Genomic DNA, 19,967 nt, shown 5'->3' with positions numbered 1-19,967 from the left:
CCAAATACAAACCCCCGAAGGGGGGCGAATACACGCCTAGGTGGTGGTTTTTGGGGGGGTTTTTTGCCAGGTGGGCAACTTGGGTGCCCCCCCCCCCCCCCCCGCCCTCCCCCCCCCCCCCCGCTTCGTGTCCTTGTGCGTGCTGACCTTCTTGTCGGCCTCCGTCCCGTCGGCCGTGGCCTTCTCCGCTGCGGCGGTCAGTGGCTGCTCGCCGCTGTTGTCGGCCACGTCGACGGCAGCCGTGCTCCGTTCCGCCACCGTCGTTCCTGCCTCCCCATCCGTTGCACGCTGTCCAGAGCCAAGACCAATTGTGCCCACAGTCCGGCGTAATGCACGACACACGGCGGCGGGCGATGGTTGTGCTCCGGTCAGCGGCCGAGCCGACCGCGCACCATACCGACCATGGCGGTCAGCTCCTCGATCCGCATCCGCTTCGCGGCGATGTAGAAGACGGCGATCAGGATCAGTCCACCGCCGGTCAGGGAGGCGAGCGATCCGAGGACGCCGTTGCCCAGAACCTGACCGATTCCGTAGGCGACGGCACCACTGATCAGGGCCGCGGGGATGCTGGCGCCGATCAGCCGGGTGTAGGTGCGGACGACGCGGGCGCCGTCCAGGTCGCCGCCGAGACGGCTGCGCAGGCGGCGCCAGGCGACACCGACGCCGACGGCGTAGGCCAGGCCGTAGGAGGCGGCCATGCCGGCGACGGCCCAGCGCGCGGGCAGGACGAAATAGCTGACGACGGAGGCCGCCGCGTTGACGGCGGCGACGATGACGGTGTTGTAGAAGGGGGTCCGGGTGTCCTCGTAGGCGTAGAAGCCCCGCAGGATGACGTACTGCGCGGAGAACGGGATCAGGCCGAGGCCGAAGGCCATCAGGACGAAACCGATGTTGGTGGCCGCGGCGCTGCCCGAGCCGCCGCCGAACATCAGGGTCGACATCGGGACGCCCAGCGCCAGGAAGGCGAACGCGCACGGCACGATCGCGACGGCGGAGGTGCGCAGGCCGTGCGAGAGGTCGTCGCGGACGGCCGAGATCTCGCCGTCGTGGGCGGCGCGCGAGATCCGGGGCAGCACCGCGGTCATCACCGAGACGGTGATGATGGCCTGCGGCATCTGCCAGAGCTGGAGCGCGAAGTTGTAGGCGGTGATGCCGGTGCCCTCGTGGCCCGCCTTGTCGGCCAGAGCGCCCGCCTTGGTGGCGAGCTGGTTGACGACGATCAGGCCGATCTGGTTGGCCAGGACGAAGAAGAACGTCCACTTGGCCAGGCCGGCGGCCTTGCCCAGGCCCTGACCGCGCCAGTCGAAGCGGGGACGGATCCGGAAGCCGGCGTCGCGCAGGTAGGGGAGCATCGCCAGGGCCTGCACCACGAGGCCCAGCAGGGTGCCGATGCCCAGCAGGCGGACGCCCTCGGGGGTGATGGTGCCGGCGTTGACCTGGCTCTGACTGAAGGGACCGAAGGCCCAGATGAAGGAACCGAAGGTGGCGATGATGATGATGTTGTTGAGGACCGGGGTCCACATCATCGCGCCGAACCGGCCGCGCGAGTTCAGGATCTGTCCCAGGACGACGTGGACGCCCATGAAGAACATGGTGGGCAGGCAGTAGCGCGCGAAGGCGACCGCCACGTCCATCTGGGACTGATCGGCGGCGATGGTGGGCGACATCATCGTGATGAAGAGCGGAGCCCCCAGCACACAGACCGTGGTGACGCCCGCCATCAGCACGACGACCAGGGTGAGGAGCCGGTTGGCGTAGGCCTCGCCGCCGTCGTCGTCGTTCTTCATCGCGCGCACGAGCTGCGGGATGAAGACGGAGTTCAGGGCACCGCCGCCGACGAGGATGTAGATCATCGTCGGCAGGGTGTTGGCGATCTGGTAGTTGTCGCTGAGCGTGCCGACGCCGATCGCGGCCGCCATGACGAGGTTCCGGCCGAAGCCCAGGATGCGGGACACCATCGTGCCCGCGGCCATCAGCGCGCTCGACTTCAGCATGCTCGCGGCGCGACCGCCGCCCGTCGCGGTGGGGGCCGGGGCGGGCTCGGACTCCGGGGCGGGCTCGGGGGCCGCCGGCTGGGCCGGCGGCGGGACGAACTGACCCGGGGGCGGCGGCACCTGCGGGCCGGCCGGTCGCTGGGGCTCGTACGGCTGCTGCTGGTCGCGGTAGAGGTGTGTGAAGGCGTCGCGCCGCGGGGGAGCGCCCGCGGGCGCGGGTGCTCCCTGGTCGACGAAGGCCATCGCCTGGGTCGCCGCGGCGTCGTCCACGTACGGGCGGCCCGGGGCCGGGGGCTGCGGCGGCTGCGGCTGGGACCACATCCGGGCGTCGGAGGCGTGCGGAGGCACGCCCGGCTGCTGGTAGCCGCCCGGCGGGGGCGGGGGCGCGCCGTGGTCGTACCGCGCCTCGGTCACCGGGTCCTGGGCGGACGGGTCGTGGCCGGAGTACGGGTCCGGGGCGTAGGCGTCCCGGAGGTAGGGGTCACGGGCGTACGGACCCTGGTGCGCCGGGCCGGGGTGGCCGGGGGCCGGCGCGGGCGGGTTCGGCGCAGGCGGTGCCGGCGGGTACGGATCCCGCTGGTCACCGCCCATGCCCTGGCCGCGGTCACCGTCGTACGGCGCGCTCATCGCTACCCCACCTCATCGTCCGCGGCCGCATGGCCCCACAACACGTCAATGTTCCACTTTCTCACCTGAGCCGGACCGGTCACCGTTTCGCGCTCCGGTTTCCGCCGCGGGATCACCCGGCTGCTCGGGCTCGCCGTCGCCGGATCCGCCGTCGCCGCCCGAGTCTCCCCCGGTTCCGTCGTCCGGCTCGCCACCTGCGGCGTTACGGGCCGCTGCCCGCTTGCGCTGCAAGTAGATGCGGAGCCCCGCGAGGACCAGGAGGAGGACGCCACCGGCGATGACCAGCAGCACCATAGGGGTGATGGACGTGACATGCACAGTGAAGGTCATCGGCTCGCCGTAGGGCTGGCCGTCGTCGGCGTACAGCCGGGCCGTCACCTGGACCGGACCGTTGGCGTTCGCCCGGGTCTCGAACTTCACCGACTGGCTGCGTCCGCCCTCGACGTGGATCTGCTGGGACTCGTCGTCGATCTTGAGGCGGTTGGGCTGGCTCGAGCTGAGGACGAGCCGGAGTCCCCGTACGCCCTGGAGCAGGCCGTTCTGCACGGTCACCGGGATCGTCGCGCTGCGTCCGGAAAGCGTCGCGTCGGACTTCTTGATCAGGTGCACCTGGCGGGTGAGCTGGTCCAGGTAGGACTGGACGGCGTTCCGGAAGTCGGCGGCGCCGCGCTCGTTGCCGCGCCACGACGTGGACATCGCCCGCATGATCGCGCTGCCGAAGGGCGTCACCACCCGGTCCTGGGAGGTGAGGATCACCTTGAAGCCGTCCAGGGTGTTCTGGGTCCGCTGGATCGCCTCGAAGGCCTCGGTCGGCAGCTCCTGGTCGCGCAGGGAGTCCGGGTAGGAGCCGGAGCCGGGCACCTGCTGGTTGGCGGAGGGGTCGGGCTTGGCCTTGGCCGCGTCCCCGAGGTCCAGCGGCTGGGTCCAGCGGCCGTCGGAGAGGCCCTTGAGCGCCGCCGCCATGGCCTGTGCCTGGCTCGCCGTCGGCATGCGCTGCGGGGCCACGACGATGCTGCGCTCGTTCTCCGGGGCCTGCTTGTTGACCACGAGGCTCTGCGCGAGGAACCGCTGGACGGCGAGCGAGGCGTCGTCGGCCTTGAGCATGTCGCCCTCGAAGGCCGTGGAGAGCCGCGCGTCGGCGACGATCGCCGTGTTGCCGCCGCCGATCTGGCGGGCCGCGGTGGGCGCGTACGGCGAGCCGCCGCCCTCGCGGAGGCTGTCGCTGCGGGCGATCACGTTGTGGGCGCCGGCCGAGGTGGCGACGTCCACGATCGAGGAGTCGATCGCGCCGTCGACGGGCCAGGCGAAGTCCGTGCGGGGCTTCACACCGAGGATGGTGTCCACGGTGGTCGAGGCGAGCTCCGTGGCCGACTGCAGGTGGCTCAGGGAGCCGGAGACGTCCTTGCCGTGGTGGGCGAGCGAGGCCAGGTCGGGGTCCCCGAACGGCAGCGCCACCACCTGGTGGTCCTTGACCGCGTCCTGGAGCTGGAAGAGCCACTGCTTGGCGACCGCCTGGCCCCGGCCGGGCGTGTTCTGCCCGCTCTGACCGGCGACCCGGTAGCTCTTGGTCATGGCCTCGACCGTGGCGAGGAGGTCCGGGTCGATCACCCAGGTGATCGGCAGGCCCTTGCCCAGCGTCACGAGCTGCTGGAGCCGCCCTCCGGGGGCCAGCTCGGCCGCCAGGTCGTCGTTGGGGAAGATCGGGGTCTGCTGCTGGTCCGACTCCGTCCGGGCGGTGAGGTGGGTCGCGGAGATCAGCGGCCACAACACCGTCAGCTGGGTCTTCTTGCCGTCGGTGCCGGAGGGCTGCCAGGGCAGCAGCGTCCGGCGGATGCCGAGCACCCGGTCGGCCTGGCCGCCGGACTGCCCGGAGAGGGTGACGCCGAGCTGGTAGACGCCGTCCTTGCCGAGGTTCAGGTCCTTGGCCGGGACGGTCAGGGTGAAGTCACGGCTGACGCCCGGGGCCAGCGGCTGGAGCTTCTGGCTGTGGTTCCCCCCGACCTCGGAGCCGTCCGAGCCCGGGGAGAAGGCGCTCCGGTCGCCGATGTCGTCGATGTCGCTGCGCGTGGTGATCTGCTGGCCCACCCGCAGGTCCACATGGGCGCCGGTGATCGTCGACTTCCCGTTGTTGGTGACCGTGCCCGTGATGGTCAGCGTGTCGTCCTGCTTGGGCGCGACGGGGGCCAGCGAGGTCACGGCGACCGTCACGGCGCGGGAGACGGAGTCGGCGCGCGCGCCGGGCGCGGCCGGCAGCTGCACCAGGCCGAGGAACATCAGCACCCCGGCGAGGAGCACCGCGACGTGCCGGGACCACCGGCAGGCAGAAGCGGGCGCTGTCCCTTGGAAGGCCTCCTGGACCTCTGCCGCCTCGGCCACGCTCGCCCGTCCCTCGTCGTTTCAGTGGTCGTCGGATGGTGCGTCCGTGAATGGTAACGAGGCCCGCTGTGGCGAAGTGCTGCGGACCGCATTACAAGATCGCTACCAGGGCCCGTTGTCCGGGCTGCGCCTGCTTTGGGTGGCCCGGTGGGGAGCGGCGCACAACAAGGAGGCCGCCGGCCGTGCGGACACGTACCCTTTCCTGTTGTGCCGAACGCCAACAATGACAGCCATACCCCCTCGTCGACGAACGAGCTCAGCCAGGTGCAGCGCCGTGCTGTGAGCGAGCTCCTGCGGGTGTCCCCCGTGGCCGACGACCTCGCCCGCCGCTTCCAGGAGGCCGGGTTCACGCTCGCCCTGGTCGGCGGTTCGGTACGGGACGCGCTGCTCGGCCGCCTCGGCAACGACCTGGACTTCACCACGGACGCCCGTCCGGAGGACGTGCTGAAGATCGTCCGTCCGTGGGCGGACGCGGTCTGGGAGGTCGGCATCGCCTTCGGCACGGTGGGATGCCGCAAAGCGAACTTCGACATTGAAGTCACGACATACCGGTCGGAAGCGTACGACCGGACCTCGCGGAAGCCGGAGGTCTCCTACGGCGACTCCATCGAGGAGGACCTCGTCCGTCGTGACTTCACCGTCAACGCGATGGCCGTCGCGCTGCCGGAGAAGGAGTTCATCGACCCGCACAACGGTCTGGAGGACCTGGCCGCGCGCGTCCTGCGCACTCCCGGGACCCCCGAGGAGTCCTTCTCCGACGACCCGCTGCGCATGATGCGTGCCGCGCGCTTCGCCGCCCAGCTGGACTTCACGGTGGCCCCCGAGGTCGTCACCGCGATGACCGACATGGCCGACCGGCTGGAGATCGTCTCGGCCGAGCGCGTCCGTGACGAGCTGAACAAGCTCATCCTGTCCGGCCACCCGCGTGAGGGCCTCAAGCTCCTCGTCGACACCGGCCTCGCCCGCCTGGTGCTGCCGGAGCTGCCCGCGCTGCGTCTGGAGCGGGACGAGCACCACCGGCACAAGGACGTCTACGAGCACACCCTGATCGTCCTGGAGCAGGCCATCGACCTGGAGACGGACGGCCCGGACCTGGTGCTGCGGCTGGCCGCCCTGCTGCACGACATCGGCAAGCCGAAGACGCGCCGCTTCGAGAAGGACGGCCGGGTCTCCTTCCACCACCACGAGGTGGTGGGCGCCAAGATGACCAAGGCGCGGATGACCAAGCTCAAGTACTCGAACGACCTGGTCAAGGACGTCTCGAAGCTGGTCGAGCTGCACCTGCGCTTCCATGGCTACGGCACCGGTGAGTGGACCGACTCGGCCGTGCGCCGCTATGTGCGCGACGCCGGCCCGCTGCTGGAGCGGCTGCACAAGCTCACCCGCTCCGACTGCACGACCCGGAACAAGCGCAAGGCCAACGCCCTCTCCCGGGCCTACGACGGCCTCGAGGAGCGCATCGCGCGGCTCCAGGAGCAGGAGGAACTGGACGCGATCCGGCCCGACCTGGACGGCAACGAGATCATGGAGATCCTCGGCATCGGCCCGGGTCCCCAGATCGGCAAGGCCTACAAGCACATGCTGGAGATGCGCCTGGAGTACGGCCCGATGGACCGGGAGGCCGCCGTCGCCGCGCTCAAGGAGTGGTGGGCGACCCAGCAGGGCTGACGTGCCGCACCGGTGGTGTTTCACGTGAAACACCACCGGTGACGGAAGGGTGAGGGGCGGTGTTTCACGTGAAACACCGCCCCTCGTCGTTGTGCGCGCCGGCCGTCTACGGCTTGTTCGAGGCCAGGCAGAGCACGAAGGAGTCGCTGCGCTCCCGCCAGGTCACCGCGGCGGCGACGCCCTCGACGCCCTCGCAGGCCGTATAGGCGGAGGACGTGCCCTTGACCTTCTTCAGCACCTTGTGGGTGGCGTTCGAGGCCGTGCAGTCGCGCTTCTCGATGGTCGGCTTGGAGCTGGTCCCGGTGTTCTGCAGGCAGTCACCGACCGCCAGCTTCTGGGTGTCGTCGCTCTTGCCGAAGAGCCACGCGGCGACGGCCACGATGAGGCCGAGGATCGGCAGCACGACCTTGCGCACGATCTTCATGGCCGAGCGGCGCGGCGGAGCCGGCGGCATCGGCGCACCCGGGAAGCCGCCGGGCTGGGGGTACGGGCCGGCGGGCATCTGGCCGTACGGAGCCGGCGGCTGCTGACCGTAAGGGGTGCCGGGCTGACCGTACGGACCGGGCTGACCGTACGCCGGCGGCTGCTGGCCGTACGGGCCGCCCTGAGGGGCGTGCGGATGGGGCGGGGGCGGCGGTGTGGTCACGGGAAGTCCTTATGAGGGGCGAGATCCAGTCGGCGGACGCAGCCCGTAAGTTATCCGGTGTCCATGACATTTCCGCTGTTCAGAATGGGTCTGTGGCCTTCATGTGACACTTATCGACGGCGGAATCCCGCCATAGCGGCAGCAATCGCCGCGTAGATCGCGGCCACCATCACCACCAGTGCGGCGGACCGGCCGTCCGGCGGCAGCATCAGGGAAGCGACCGCGGCCGCGCCGACGAAGGCGACGTTGAACAGGACGTCGTAGAGGGAGAAGACCCGCCCCCGGAAGGCGTCGTCGATCGACGCCTGGAGCACCGTGTCCGTCGTGATCTTGGCGCCCTGGGTGACGATGCCCAGGACGAAGGCCCCGGCGAGCGTGGGAACCGGCCTGAAGGGCAGGCCCAGGGCGAGTTCGGCGACCGCCGCCGTCGCCGCGCAGGCCGTCATCCAGCCCAGCCGCCCCAGCCGCTCGACCGCCCAGGGGGTGATCAGGGCCGCCGCGAAGAACCCCGCGCCCGAGACGGCCACCGCGAGACCGAGCAGGGCCAGCCCGCCGGAGTCGTCGTCGGACCACGCGTACCGGCAGAGCATCAGCAGAGTGACCGTCAGCGCGCCGTAGCAGAAGCGCATCAGCGCCATCGCGGCCAGCGCGCCCGCCGCGACCCGGCGTTCTGCCAGATGACGCAGTCCCCCGGCCAGACCGCGCGCGGTGACGGCCAGGGCCGTGCGCAGCCGCGTCCGGGTCACCGCGGCGTCCGGGCCCAGCAGCCCGGGCGCCATGCGCAGCGAGGCCAGTCCGGCGCACAGGTACAGCGCGGCCCCCAGCAGGACGACCGAGGCGTCGGACACGGTGCCGTGGGGCCCGGCGAGACGCACGGCGAAGGCGAGGCCGCCGCCGGCGGTGGCGGCGAGGGTGCCGGCGGTCGGGGAGAGGGAGTTGGCCATCACCAGGCGCTCGGGGGAGTCGAGGACGCGGGGGAGGGCGGCCGAGAGGCCGGAGAGGACGAAGCGGTTGACGGCCGTCACCGACAGCGCCGAGGCGTAGAAGAGCCAGTCGGGGACGCGGCCGACGATGAGCAGGGCGGTCCCGGTGGCCAGGACGGCCCGCAGCAGGTTGCCGTGGAGCAGCACCTGACGCCGGCTCCAGCGGTCGAGCAGGACGCCGGCGAAGGGGCCGAGGAGCGAGTAGGGCAGGAGGAGCACCGCCATGGCGGAGGCGATGGCCGCGGGGGAGGTCTGCTTCTCGGGGGAGAAGACCACATAGGACGCGAGGGCGACCTGGTAGGCCCCGTCGGCGGCCTGGGACAGCAGCCGGACTGCCAGCAGGTGGCGGAAATCGCGCAGATGGAGCAGGACGCGAAGATCACGCACAACAGGCATGCTCCACAGCCTCACACAACACACAGGTCCCCGGGTGGATTACCCGGGGACCTGTGATCAGGCGTTCTGCCGTGTGGCCGCGCTCAGCGCTCGGCTCAGCGCTCGACCTCGCCCTTGATGAACTTCTCGACGTTCTCGCGGGCCTCGTCGTCGAAGTACTGGACCGGCGGGGACTTCATGAAGTACGAGGAGGCGGAGAGGATCGGGCCGCCGATGCCGCGGTCCTTGGCGATCTTCGCGGCGCGCAGGGCGTCGATGATGACACCGGCGGAGTTCGGGGAGTCCCAGACCTCGAGCTTGTACTCCAGGTTCAGCGGGACGTCGCCGAACGCGCGGCCCTCCAGGCGCACGTAGGCCCACTTGCGGTCGTCGAGCCAGGCGACGTAGTCGGACGGGCCGATGTGGACGTTCTTCTCGCCCAGGTCGCGGTCGGGGATCTGGGAGGTGACGGCCTGCGTCTTGGAGATCTTCTTGGACTCCAGGCGCTCGCGCTCGAGCATGTTCTTGAAGTCCATGTTGCCGCCGACGTTCAGCTGCATCGTGCGGTCCAGGATGACGCCCCGGTCCTCGAAGAGCTTGGCCATCACGCGGTGCGTGATGGTGGCGCCGACCTGCGACTTGATGTCGTCACCGACGATCGGGACACCGGCCTCGGTGAACTTGTCGGCCCACTCCTTGGTGCCGGCGATGAAGACCGGGAGGGCGTTGACGAAGCCGACCTTGGCGTCGATGGCGCACTGCGCGTAGTACTTGGCGGCGTCCTCGGAGCCGACCGGCAGGTAGCAGACCAGGACGTCGACCTGACGGTCCTTGAGGATCTGGACGACGTCGACGGGGGCCTCGGCGGACTCCTCGATGGTCTGGCGGTAGTACTTGCCGAGACCGTCGAGGGTGTGGCCGCGCTGGACGGTGACACCGGTCTGCGGAACGTCGCAGATCTTGATGGTGTTGTTCTCGCTGGCACCGATGGCGTCCGCGAGGTCCAGGCCGACCTTCTTGGCGTCCACGTCGAAGGCCGCGACGAACTCGACGTCACGCACGTGGTAGTCGCCGAACTGCACGTGCATCAGACCCGGCACGCGGCCGTTCGGGTCGGCGTCCTTGTAGTACTCGACGCCCTGCACCAGCGAGGCGGCGCAGTTGCCCACACCGACGATCGCTACGCGAACCGAACCCATTCCGGTTGCTCCCTGTTTGTACTCGACGAAGTCCTGCGGAGTGCAGGACTCACTGGTCCGGGCCGTTGCGCTTGTCACGCCCGGCCCGCTCGCTCTCGATCAGCTCGTTCAGCCAGCGGACCTCTCGCTCCACGGACTCCATGCCGTGTCGCTGAAGCTCGAGGGTGTAGTCGTCCAGCCGCTCCCGGGTGCGGGCGAAGGAGGCGCGCATCTTCTCCAGGCGCTCCTCCAGACGGCTGCGGCGGCCTTCCAGCACCCGCATCCGTACGTCCCGCGAGGTCTGTCCGAAGAACGCGAAGCGGGCGGCGAAGTGCTCGTCCTCCCACGCGTCCGGACCGGTGTGGGCGAGCAGCTCCTCGAAGTGCTCCTTGCCCTCCGCCGTCAGGCGGTAGACAATCTTCGCCCGCCGTCCGGCCAGTGACGCCGCACGGGCGTCCTCCGGAGCGCTCCCCGGCTCCTCGACCAGCCAGCCGCTCGCCACCAGGGACTTGAGGCAGGGGTAGAGGGTGCCGTAGCTGAACGCGCGGAACACCCCGAGGGAGGTGTTCAGGCGTTTCCGCAGCTCGTAGCCGTGCATAGGGGACTCGCGGAGCAGGCCGAGGACGGCGAACTCGAGGATGCCGGAGCGTCTGCTCATGTTTCGCCTCCTTGTCCCCCACAGCCTAGTCCTTGTGATCCCTAATCCTTATTGGTCCCTTATGCCGACCTGATGTGTCGTGCTGATGTTCCGAGCTGATGTATCGACTCGATACATCCAGACGATAGAACGAGCGTCCTGCGGCGACAAGAGGGGGCACGGTGAACGAGGTCACATCACCGATTCGTGGGACACAACAGGCCTGATTTGGAGTGAACATCCGCAGTGGGTGGGATTTGGCCGTGCGTAGTCTGTGCGCCATGCAGACCACTGGGAACCGGGTGACGTCGTCAGACGTCCTCGTCCAGTACGCAGTGCGGCCCGTCGCTCAGGGGGACAGCCGGATCGCACATCGGGGGGAATGCAAGCCACCTGCCGCTGTCAGGCGATAGTGCCTGCCCGAGGAGTAACCGTTCGATGAGCGAGCACCGCCGCAAGCCGCCGCCGCCTCAGGGCGGCGGACGCGCCCCGGCCCGTCGCACGGCCCCGCAGCCGGCGTCCGGCCGTCGCGCCGTACCACCCAGCAACTCCCGCGCGCCCCAGCGCGGCTCCGCCACGAACGGGCGCAGACGCTCCCCGGACGCCGGATCCGGCGGCGGTGGCCGGGGGCGCAGGGACAACGGGCGTCCGCCCGTCAAGCGCTTCATCGACTATCCCCGCGCGGGAAAGAGCGGTGTCCGGCGCTGGATCCCGTCCTGGAAGCTCACGATCGGCATGGTCGTCACCTTCGCCGGCCTGGTCGTCGGCATCGTGGGTGTGGCCCTCGCCCTCGTGCAGGTGCCCAGCGCCCAGAAGGCCTCGGTCGTCCAGAAGAACGTCTACTACTGGTCCGACGGCAAGCAGATGGTCGTCGCCGGCGGTGGCAGTCTCAACCGGCAGATCGTGCCGATCGCCCAGATCCCGAAGTCGATGCAGAACGCGGTCATCTCCGCGGAGAACGCGAGCTTCGAGAAGGACTGGGGCGTCGACCCGATGGGCATCGCACGCGCCGTCGTGAAGATGGCGCAGGGCGGTGAGACGCAGAGTGGTTCGACGATCACCCAGCAGTTCGTGAAGAACACGTACCTGAGCCAGGAGCAGACGCTCAAGCGCAAGGCCACCGAGCTGCTCATCTCCGTGAAGGTGGGTGCCACCAAGGACAAGCCGTTCATCCTGGCGGGCTACCTCAACACGGCCTACTACGGGCGCGGCGCCTACGGCATCCAGGCCGCGGCGCGGGCGTACTTCGACAAGGACTGCGCCGACCTCACGCCCAGCGAGAGCGCCTTCCTGTCGGCCACGCTGAACGGTCCGAACCTCTACGACCCGTACGGCGGGCAGGGGCCGGCGGCCACGCCCGAGAAGAACACCAAGCGGGCCACGGACCGCTGGAAGTGGACGCTGGACCGTGAGGTCCAGGTGGGCCGGATGCAGGCCCTGGAGCGGGACAAGTGGGTCTCGCAGGGCTTCCCGAAGGTCCAGAAGCCGAAGCCCGCGACCAACCGCGCCGGCCAGATCGGCTACCTGACCGACCTGGCGGACAACTACATCGTCGCCCATTCCAGGATCAGCAAGGCGGAACTGGACAAGGGCGGCTATCAGATCTACACCACCTTCGACCGGGACAAGGTCAACGCGCTGTCCCAGTCGGTCGAGGAGGTGCGCAAGGCGAACATCAAGCCGAAGGCGCGCGATGTCGACCAGTTCGTGCAGTTCGGCGGCGCCTCGGTGGAGCCCAAGACCGGCAAGATCGTCGCCATCTACGGCGGCGAGAACGCCCTGGAGCACTTCACCAACAACTCCGACTACACCGGTGTCCAGGTGGGCTCGACCTTCAAGCCCTTCGTTCTGGCCGCCGCGATGACGCACGGCAAGCGCAACCCGAACCTGGGCCCGCAGCAGAGCGACAGCCAGCGCACACTCGTGTCGCCGGAGAGCGTCTACAACGGCAACAACAAGGTGACCCTGCGCGAGTACAACGGACGCGTCTGGCACGACCAGAACGGCGGGGAGTGGCACCAGCCGAACGACGGTGACGAGGACAAGGGCCTGGTCACCCTGCGCACCGCCATGCAGTTCTCGGTCAACACGCCCTTCATCCAGCTGGGCATGGACGTCGGCACCGACCTGGTGCAGGAGTCCGCTCTCAAGGCGGGCCTGGACAAGGACCAGCTGGCCTCGCTGACGCCCACCTTCTCGCTGGGCACCTCGGCGCCCAGCGCGATCCGCCTGGCGGGCGCCTACGGCACGTTCGCGGCCGGCGGCAAGCAGACCGACCCCTACTCGGTCGAGAAGGTCGAGAAGAACGGCCGGCCGGTCTACGAGCACGAGAAGAAGAGCGCTCAGGCCTTCGACTCGAACGTGGCCAACAACGTCACCGACGTGCTGAAGACCGTCGTGGAGTCGGGCACCGGCACCGCCGCGAAGCTCGGCGACCGCCCGGTGGCGGGCAAGACGGGTACGACCGACGGCAACCGCTCGGCCTGGTTCGCGGGCTACACCCCGCAGCTGTCGACGGCGATCGGCATGTACCGCGTCGACCCCAACGCCAAGAAGCAGGAGTTCCTGTCGATGCGCGGTGTGGGCGGCAAGGCCACCATCCACGGCGCGTCCTTCCCGGCGGAGATCTGGGCGGACTACATGGGCAAGGCCCTCAAGGGACAGCCCGTCCTGCCGTTCGACGCGCCGCAGCCGATCGGCGAGAAGGTCTACGGCGACGGGGCCAGCCCCTCCCCCAGCATGATGCCGTCGACGCAGCCCTCCACCTCGGCGTCCCCGCCGGCCTCCGCGTCGCCGTCGAAGTCCCCGTCCGCCTCGCCGTCCCCGAGCCGGGCCTGCAACCCGCTCGACCCCAAGTGCAAGCACGGCGGCCACGGAGGGAAGAGCGGCGGCACCACCAGTGGCGACACCGTGACGGGAGGCACCGGGGGCACCCCGTCACCGGATCAGACCGGACGCACGACGAGCGGTGGAGGTCTCTTCGGCGGCCCCGGGGGCTGAGCCGAGGCCGTTTATCTGATGAATCGAGCACGACCCTGCTGAGCAGGTCTTTTCGAGGGCCGTCCCGCGCCGACGCGGGGCGGCCCTCGACTTGTCCACAGGCTCCGCCGGGCCCCCGGCGGGTACGGCAGGATGTGGGCATGAGGAGCGCGCGGGACGACCAGCTTGTACGGCCCACCGTCGAGGACGAGGTGGCCGCCGCCGGTAGCGAGCTCATCGGCGGGCCGGTGGGGCGGCGGGCGCTGCTCGGCGCCGGCTGGTGGTCGCCGGTGCGGGTGATCGCGCTGCTGGCGATCGGGATGTTCGCGCTGGGGATGGTGCAGAAGCTCCCGTGCTACGACCACGGCTGGTTCTTCGGCGCCACCACGCAGTACACCCACGCCTGCTACTCCGACATCCCGCACCTGTTCAACGGCCGTGGCTTCGACCAGGGCCTGCTGCCGTACTTCGACCGCATCCCGGAGTCCCTCTCCGGCGGCATGGACTATCTGGAGTATCCGGTCCTGACGGGCCTGTTCATGGAGATCGCGGCCCTGTTCACGCCGGGCGGCGGCACCCTCCAGGACCGCGAGCGGATGTACTGGTTCATCAACGCCGGGATGCTGATGGTCTGCGCGGCCGTCATCGTGGTCTGCGCGGCCCGTACCCACCGGCGGCGCCCCTGGGACGCGCTGCTGATCGCCCTGGCACCGGCCTTCGCACTCACCGCCACCATCAACTGGGACCTGTTCGCGGTGGCCCTCACCGCGGCCGCGATGCTGATGTGGTCCCGCGGCCGGGCGGTCGCGGCCGGCGTGCTGATCGGCCTGGCGGCCGCCGCGAAGCTGTATCCGGCGCTGCTGCTGGGGCCTCTGTTCGTGCTGTGCTGGCGGGCCGGCCGGCTGCGGGCCTTTTTCGCCGCCGCCGCGGCCGCCGTGGCGGCGTGGCTGGTGGTGAACCTGCCGGTGATGTTCACATACGGCGGCGACGGTGTCCGGATCCGCGCGGGCTGGGCGAAGTTCTACACCTTCAGTCAGGAGCGGCCGGTGGACTTCGGCTCCGTCTGGCTCTTCATCTCCCAGCGCACGGGCGACCCGCTGAACGACGCCAACACCTACGCCACGCTGCTCATGGTCCTGGGCTGCCTGGCCATAGGGGCGCTGGGGCTGTGCGCCCCGAGGCGGCCGCGCTTCGCGCAGCTGGCCTTCCTGGTGGTGGCGCTGTTCGTCCTCGTCAACAAGGTCTACTCGCCGCAGTACGTGCTGTGGCTGGTGCCGCTGGCCGCGCTGGCCCGCCCGAAGTGGCGCGACTTCCTGATCTGGCAGGCCTGTGAGGTCCTGTACTTCCTGGGCATCTGGTTCTACCTGGCGTACACCGGCAGCGGCGACAAGCACCAGGGCCTGCCGGCCGAGGGCTACCAGCTCGCGATCGTCGTGCACCTGCTGGGCACGCTGTATCTCTGCGCGCTGGTCGTGCGCGACATCTGGATGCCGGAGCGGGACGTCGTCCGGCGCGACGGCTCGGACGACCCCTCCGGGGGCGTCCTGGACGGGGCGCCCGACATAGTCGTCCTCGGCTCCGCCCGCCGCGAGCGGCACGCGGAGCACGCCGGCAGCGCACGTGTCCAGTGGGGCACGGGGAGCCGCGAGCTGTAGCAGCGGCGACTCCCCGGCCCCGGATCACCGGGGGGTGGGATCAGTGGTCGAGGATCCGGTCGAACTGCGTCGTGGTGTGCCGCAGGTGGGCCACCAGCTCATCGCCGACCTGCGGCGCCGGGGCGTCGTTCGGCACGAAGAGGATGGAGACCTGCATGTGCGGGGGCTCCGCGAACCAGCGCTGCTTGCCCGCCCAGACGAACGGCGACAGGTTGCGGTTCATGGTCGCCAGGCCCGCGCGGGCCACGCCCTTGGCGCGCGGCATCATGCCGTGCAGCGCCTTGGGCGCCTCCAGCCCGACGCCGTGCGAGGTGCCGCCCGCCACCACGACGAGGTAGCCGTCGCCGGCCGCCTTCTGCTGGCGGTAGCCGAAGCGGTCGCCCTTGGCGACGGGCGTGACGTCCAGGACCGCGCCGCGGTACTGGGTGGCATCGTGGTCGCCCAGCCACAGCCGGGTGCCGATGCGGGCCCGGAAGCGGGTCTGGGGGAACCGCTGCTGCAGCTCGCGCAGCTCGTCGGACTTCAGGTGGCTGACGAACATGGTGTGCAGCGGCAGGTGCGCGCCGCGCAGCCGCTCCATCCAGGCGCTGACCTCGTCGACGCCGGTCGTGCCGTCGCCGCGGTCCAGCGGGAGGTGTATCGCGAAGCCCTCCAGGCGCACGTCCTCGATGGCCGCGTGCAGCTTGGGCAGGTCCTCCTCGCTGATGCCGTGCCGCTTCATGCTGCTCATGACCTCGATGACGACGCGCGCGCCCACCAGGCCGCGCACGCCCTCCACCGAGGAGACCGAGCGGATGGCGCGGTCCGGCAGGGGCACCGGCTCCTCGCCGAGCCGGAACGGGGTCAGCACCAGCAGGTCGCCGCCGAAGTAGTCCTTCATGCGGGCCGCCTCGTAGGTGGTGCCCACGGCGAGCGTGTCGGCACCCCAGCGCGCCACCTCCTCGGCGAGCCGCTCGTGGCCGAAGCCGTAGCCGTTGCCCTTGCAGACCGGGATGATCCCCGGAAACTGCTGGATAACGGACTGCTGGTGTGCCCGCCAGCGCGCGGTGTCGACGTAGAGCGTGAGCGCCATGGCCGGTCCCGGAACCTTTCCCTGTGTCTGCTGAGTGCGGTGGTCGTACCGCCCGCGGAACGGTTCCGCGGGCGGACTGGAGGATCAGCGGCGCGACATGTACATGTCGAGGGCCTTGTGGAGGAGCTTGTTGAGCGGGAAGTCCCACTCGCCGAGGTACTCCGCCGCCTGGCCGCCGGTGCCGACCTTGAACTGGATGAGACCGAAGAGGTGGTCGTTCTCGTCGAGCGAGTCGCCGATGCCCCGCAGGTCGTAGACGCTCGCGCCCAGCGCGTAGGAGTCGCGCAGCATCCGCCACTGCATGGCGTTGGACGGCCGGACCTCGCGCTTGTGGTTGGCGGAGGCGCCGTAGGAGTACCAGACGTGCCCGCCGACGATCAGCATGGTCGCGGCGGCGACGGCCTCGCCCTCGTGGACGGCGAAGTACAGCCGCATGCGGTTGGGGTCCTCGGAGTTGAGGGCCGTCCACATGCGCTGGAAGTAGCTCAGCGGGCGCGGGCGGAACTTGTCGCGCTCGGCCGTGATCTCGTACAGGTGCTGCCAGGTCGGCAGGTCCTCGTAGCCGCCCTGGACGACCTCGACGCCGGCCTTCTCGGCCTTCTTGATGTTGCGCCGCCACAGCTGGTTGAAGCCCTTGTGGACGTCCTCCAGGGAGCGGCCCTCCAGCGGCACCTGGAAGACGTAGCGCGGCTGGACGTCGCCGAAGCCGGCGCCCTCCTCCTCGCCCTGCTGCCAGCCCATCCGGCGCAGCTGGTCGGCCACCTCGAAGGCGCGCGGCTCGATGAAGGTGGCCTCGACGTCGCGCAGGCGCTTGGCGTCCGGGTCGGCGATGCCCTTCTTGATCGCGTCGGCGTCCCAGCGGCGGATCACCACCGGCGGGCCCATCTTCACGGAGAAGGCGCCCTGCTGCTTGAGGTGGGCCAGCATGGGCTCCAGCCAGTCGCGCAGGTTCGGGGCGTACCAGTTGATGACCGGGCCCTCGGGCAGGTAGGCCAGGTAGCGCTTGATCTTGGGGAGCTGGCGGTAGAGGACCAGACCGGCGCCGACCATCTGGCCGGTCTTGTCGAACCAGCCCAGGTTCTCGGAGCGCCACTCGCTCTTCACATCGGCCCACCCCGGCACCTGCATGTGACTGGCCGCGGGCAGGCTCTGGATGTATGCCAGATGCTGCTCTCGGCTGATTGTCCTCAGGGTCAGGCTCATGCGGGGCGCTCCTCGGCAGGTGTGTCCCCATGGTCGGGGCTCCGGCTCTCGCGCCGAAGCCTACTGCGACAGGGGAGCGCCCCGATTGGGCGTACTGCCCGCTATCCGATCACGCCCCCGAAGAGCCCCCCGTGCGCCATCCCCAGAAAGAAGCCCAAAGCGGACGCTCCGAGTCCGATGATCAGCAGGAATCGCTCGCCGGTGGTGGCCGAGATGAACTGTCCCCAGGCCCCGGTGAGGATGCCCACCAGCCCGCTCCAGGAGGTGAGCAGATGCAGCTCGGTCCACAGGGCGGAGACGGCGGAGAGCACGCCCAGGACGAGCGTCACGGCCGCGAGGGTGTTCTCGACGGGATGGGGCTTGCCGTCGCTGTTGAGGACGGCGAGCAGGGACCGGGGTCCGTGCTGCTGCCGAACCGCCTGTGTCATGGGGCCACCTCCTGATGGCGAGCGCGGTGTTGCGCCGGTCACACCTGGTGCGTCCAGATTGCGGGGCCCGGACGATCGATTTCAACCCGACACCCGTATGCGGGTACTCTGTACGGTCTGCACCGGTGTCTGCCCGGACCCAGCTGCGGTCCCCGGGGGCAACCCAGGGACTTCCGCTGATTGTCAGTGTCCGCCGATACCGTTGCTTACGCATCACGACCCTCCTGCCACGGATCGACCGTGGCCGCTGAGTCCAAAGGAGGTGGGTTCCACATGCGTCACTACGAGGTGATGGTCATCCTCGACCCCGATCTCGAGGAGCGCGCTGTCTCCCCGCTGATCGAGAACTTCCTCTCCGTCGTCCGTGAGGGCAACGGAAAGGTCGAGAAGGTCGACACCTGGGGCCGTCGTCGTCTCGCTTACGAGATCAAGAAGAAGCCCGAGGGCATCTACTCGGTCATCGACCTGCAGGCCGAGCCTGCGGTCGTCAAGGAGCTCGACCGCCAGATGAACCTGAACGAGTCGGTCCTCCGGACCAAGGTCCTCCGTCCCGACACCCACTGAGCCTGACGGTTCAGAGGTAATCGGGCTGCAACTCCACGAGTAGCAAAAAGCAGCCAGCAGCACACCCGCCGAGAGGTTCATTCCATGGCAGGCGAGACCGTCATCACGGTCGTCGGCAATCTCGTCGACGACCCCGAGCTGCGCTTCACCCCGTCCGGTGCGGCGGTCGCGAAGTTCCGTGTCGCGTCCACCCCCCGCACCTTCGACCGCCAGACCAACGAGTGGAAGGACGGCGAAAGCCTCTTCCTCACGTGCTCGGTGTGGCGGCAGGCGGCGGAGAACGTCGCCGAGTCGCTCCAGCGCGGCATGCGCGTCGTCGTGCAGGGCCGTCTGAAGCAGCGGTCCTACGAGGACCGCGAGGGCGTCAAGCGCACGGTCTTCGAGCTCGACGTCGAAGAGGTCGGGCCCAGCCTGAAGAACGCCACGGCGAAGGTCACCAAGACCACGGGTCGCGGTGGCCAGGGTGGCTTCGGCGGTGGCGGCAACGGTGGCGGCCAGGGTGGCGGCTGGGGCTCCGGTCCCGGCGGCCAGCAGGGCGGCGGCGGGGCTCCCGCCGACGACCCCTGGGCCACCGGCGCTCCGTCCGGCAACCAGCAGGGCGGCGGCGGAGGCGGCTGGGGCGGCGGCTCCGGCAACTCCGGCGGCGGCTACTCGGACGAGCCGCCCTTCTAGGCCCGCTCCGGCGAGCCCGGGCCGCCTCGCGGCCCGAGGGCGAAGCACAAAACTTCTTGATTCACAGGAGAGAGACAATGGCGAAGCCGCCCCCGCGCAAGCCCAAGAAGAAGGTCTGCGCGTTCTGCAAGGACAAGACCGCTTACGTGGACTACAAGGACACGAACATGCTGCGGAAGTTCATTTCCGACCGCGGCAAGATCCGTGCCCGCCGCGTGACCGGTAACTGCACTCAGCACCAGCGTGACGTCGCCACGGCCGTGAAGAACAGCCGTGAGATGGCGCTGCTGCCCTACACCTCGTCCGCGCGATAAGGGAAGGGTGACCAACTAATGAAGATCATCCTCACCCACGAGGTCTCCGGCCTCGGCATCGCCGGTGACGTCGTCGACGTCAAGGACGGCTACGCCCGCAACTACCTGGTCCCGCGCGGTTTCGCGATCCGCTGGACCAAGGGTGGCGAGCAGGACGTCGCGCAGATCCGTCGCGCTCGCAAGATCCGCGAGATCGCCACGATCGAGCAGGCCAACGAGGTCAAGGGCCAGCTCGAGGGCGTCAAGGTCCGCCTTGCCGTCCGCGCCGGCGAGGCCGGCCGCCTGTTCGGCTCCGTGACCCAGGCCGACGTCGCTTCGGCGATCAAGGCTTCCGGTGGTCCCGAGGTCGACAAGCGCCGCGTCGAGCTGGGCTCGCCCATCAAGACCCTGGGCGCCCACCAGGTGTCCGTGCGTCTGCACGCCGACGTCGTCGCCAAGCTCGGCGTCGAGGTCATCGCTGCCTGATCGCAGCTTGAGCGAGTCGGCTGAGCCGGCCCGCTGAGAGAGGGCCGCACCCCACGGGGTGCGGCCCTTTCGCGTATGCGGCCAGGCCGCGGTCGTTCAAGATCCCAGGTGTCCGCTGCCCACGTGTCCGC

The 19,967-nt window shown here is 69.8% G+C and carries 16 protein-coding genes; 7 read left to right on the top strand and 9 right to left on the bottom strand.

The window, feature by feature from the left end; all coding sequences use genetic code 11:
• Positions 1–368: 368 nt before the first annotated feature.
• The gene (gene murJ / locus AC07BS_RS24415) at positions 369–2,621 is read right to left on the bottom strand and encodes a murein biosynthesis integral membrane protein MurJ (protein WP_478934458.1); all 2,253 of its coding nucleotides are present in this window, start codon (positions 2,619–2,621) and stop codon (positions 369–371) included.
• A gap of 45 nt (positions 2,622–2,666) precedes the next feature.
• Positions 2,667–4,997, bottom strand: a complete 2,331-nt coding sequence (locus tag AC07BS_RS24410; RefSeq protein WP_478645189.1) for a DUF6049 family protein — start codon at positions 4,995–4,997, stop codon at positions 2,667–2,669.
• 207 nt (positions 4,998–5,204) lie between these two features.
• On the opposite strand from AC07BS_RS24410, the gene AC07BS_RS24405 reads away from it, so the two are divergent.
• Positions 5,205–6,665 carry a CCA tRNA nucleotidyltransferase gene (locus AC07BS_RS24405; RefSeq protein WP_478645192.1) on the top strand — a complete coding sequence of 487 codons (1,461 nt, stop codon included), beginning with the start codon at positions 5,205–5,207 and terminating at the stop codon, positions 6,663–6,665.
• Between the two features lie 106 nt (positions 6,666–6,771).
• Here AC07BS_RS24405 and AC07BS_RS24400 read toward each other — a convergent pair whose 3' ends face one another.
• The 4 genes from AC07BS_RS24400 to AC07BS_RS24385 all read right to left on the bottom strand — a co-directional run bounded on the left by AC07BS_RS24400 (position 6,772) and on the right by AC07BS_RS24385 (position 10,505).
• Positions 6,772–7,311, bottom strand: a complete 540-nt coding sequence (locus AC07BS_RS24400) for an LppU/SCO3897 family protein (RefSeq protein WP_478645195.1) — start codon at positions 7,309–7,311, stop codon at positions 6,772–6,774.
• 110 nt (positions 7,312–7,421) lie between these two features.
• Positions 7,422–8,690: an MFS transporter gene (locus tag AC07BS_RS24395; protein WP_478934455.1), complete on the bottom strand. Its 1,269-nt coding sequence runs from the start codon at positions 8,688–8,690 to the stop codon at positions 7,422–7,424.
• 95 nt (positions 8,691–8,785) lie between these two features.
• Positions 8,786–9,868 carry an inositol-3-phosphate synthase gene (locus tag AC07BS_RS24390; RefSeq protein ID WP_478645200.1) on the bottom strand — a complete coding sequence of 361 codons (1,083 nt, stop codon included), beginning with the start codon at positions 9,866–9,868 and terminating at the stop codon, positions 8,786–8,788.
• Between the two features lie 49 nt (positions 9,869–9,917).
• On the bottom strand, positions 9,918–10,505 hold the full coding sequence (locus AC07BS_RS24385) for a PadR family transcriptional regulator (RefSeq protein WP_478645203.1): 588 nt from the start codon (positions 10,503–10,505) through the stop codon (positions 9,918–9,920).
• Positions 10,506–10,922: 417 nt separating this feature from the next.
• Here AC07BS_RS24385 and AC07BS_RS24380 point away from each other — a divergent pair, with 417 nt between their 5' ends.
• On the top strand, positions 10,923–13,484 hold the full coding sequence (locus tag AC07BS_RS24380; RefSeq protein WP_478934453.1) for a transglycosylase domain-containing protein: 2,562 nt from the start codon (positions 10,923–10,925) through the stop codon (positions 13,482–13,484).
• A gap of 140 nt (positions 13,485–13,624) precedes the next feature.
• A complete protein-coding gene (locus AC07BS_RS24375; RefSeq protein WP_478934451.1) occupies positions 13,625–15,118 on the top strand; it encodes a glycosyltransferase family 87 protein in 1,494 nt (497 codons plus the stop codon).
• 40 nt (positions 15,119–15,158) lie between these two features.
• On the opposite strand, the gene AC07BS_RS24370 is transcribed toward AC07BS_RS24375, so the two are convergent.
• The 3 genes from AC07BS_RS24370 to AC07BS_RS24360 all read right to left on the bottom strand — a co-directional run bounded on the left by AC07BS_RS24370 (position 15,159) and on the right by AC07BS_RS24360 (position 17,821).
• Positions 15,159–16,190, bottom strand: a complete 1,032-nt coding sequence (locus AC07BS_RS24370; protein ID WP_478645211.1) for an alanine racemase — start codon at positions 16,188–16,190, stop codon at positions 15,159–15,161.
• An 84-nt stretch (positions 16,191–16,274) separates the two neighbouring features.
• Positions 16,275–17,393, bottom strand: a complete 1,119-nt coding sequence (locus AC07BS_RS24365) for a lipid II:glycine glycyltransferase FemX (protein WP_478645212.1) — start codon at positions 17,391–17,393, stop codon at positions 16,275–16,277.
• Between the two features lie 101 nt (positions 17,394–17,494).
• On the bottom strand, positions 17,495–17,821 hold the full coding sequence (locus AC07BS_RS24360) for a hypothetical protein (RefSeq protein WP_478645214.1): 327 nt from the start codon (positions 17,819–17,821) through the stop codon (positions 17,495–17,497).
• A 273-nt stretch (positions 17,822–18,094) separates the two neighbouring features.
• On the opposite strand from AC07BS_RS24360, the gene rpsF reads away from it, so the two are divergent.
• The 4 genes from rpsF (at position 18,095) to rplI (ending at position 19,836) form a co-directional block, all read left to right on the top strand.
• A complete protein-coding gene (gene rpsF / locus AC07BS_RS24355) occupies positions 18,095–18,385 on the top strand; it encodes a 30S ribosomal protein S6 (protein WP_351966160.1) in 291 nt (96 codons plus the stop codon).
• An 84-nt stretch (positions 18,386–18,469) separates the two neighbouring features.
• Positions 18,470–19,057, top strand: a complete 588-nt coding sequence (locus AC07BS_RS24350; protein ID WP_478645217.1) for a single-stranded DNA-binding protein — start codon at positions 18,470–18,472, stop codon at positions 19,055–19,057.
• Positions 19,058–19,134: 77 nt separating this feature from the next.
• Positions 19,135–19,371 carry a 30S ribosomal protein S18 gene (gene rpsR / locus AC07BS_RS24345; RefSeq protein WP_004950692.1) on the top strand — a complete coding sequence of 79 codons (237 nt, stop codon included), beginning with the start codon at positions 19,135–19,137 and terminating at the stop codon, positions 19,369–19,371.
• An 18-nt stretch (positions 19,372–19,389) separates the two neighbouring features.
• A complete protein-coding gene (gene rplI, locus AC07BS_RS24340) occupies positions 19,390–19,836 on the top strand; it encodes a 50S ribosomal protein L9 (protein WP_478645221.1) in 447 nt (148 codons plus the stop codon).
• Positions 19,837–19,967 lie beyond the last annotated feature (131 nt).

It is taken from the genome of Streptomyces sp. NPDC044063 (genome assembly GCF_056434285.1).
The sequence above is the reverse complement of the archived record's forward strand: the minus strand, read 5'-3'. Positions and strand labels throughout refer to the sequence as shown.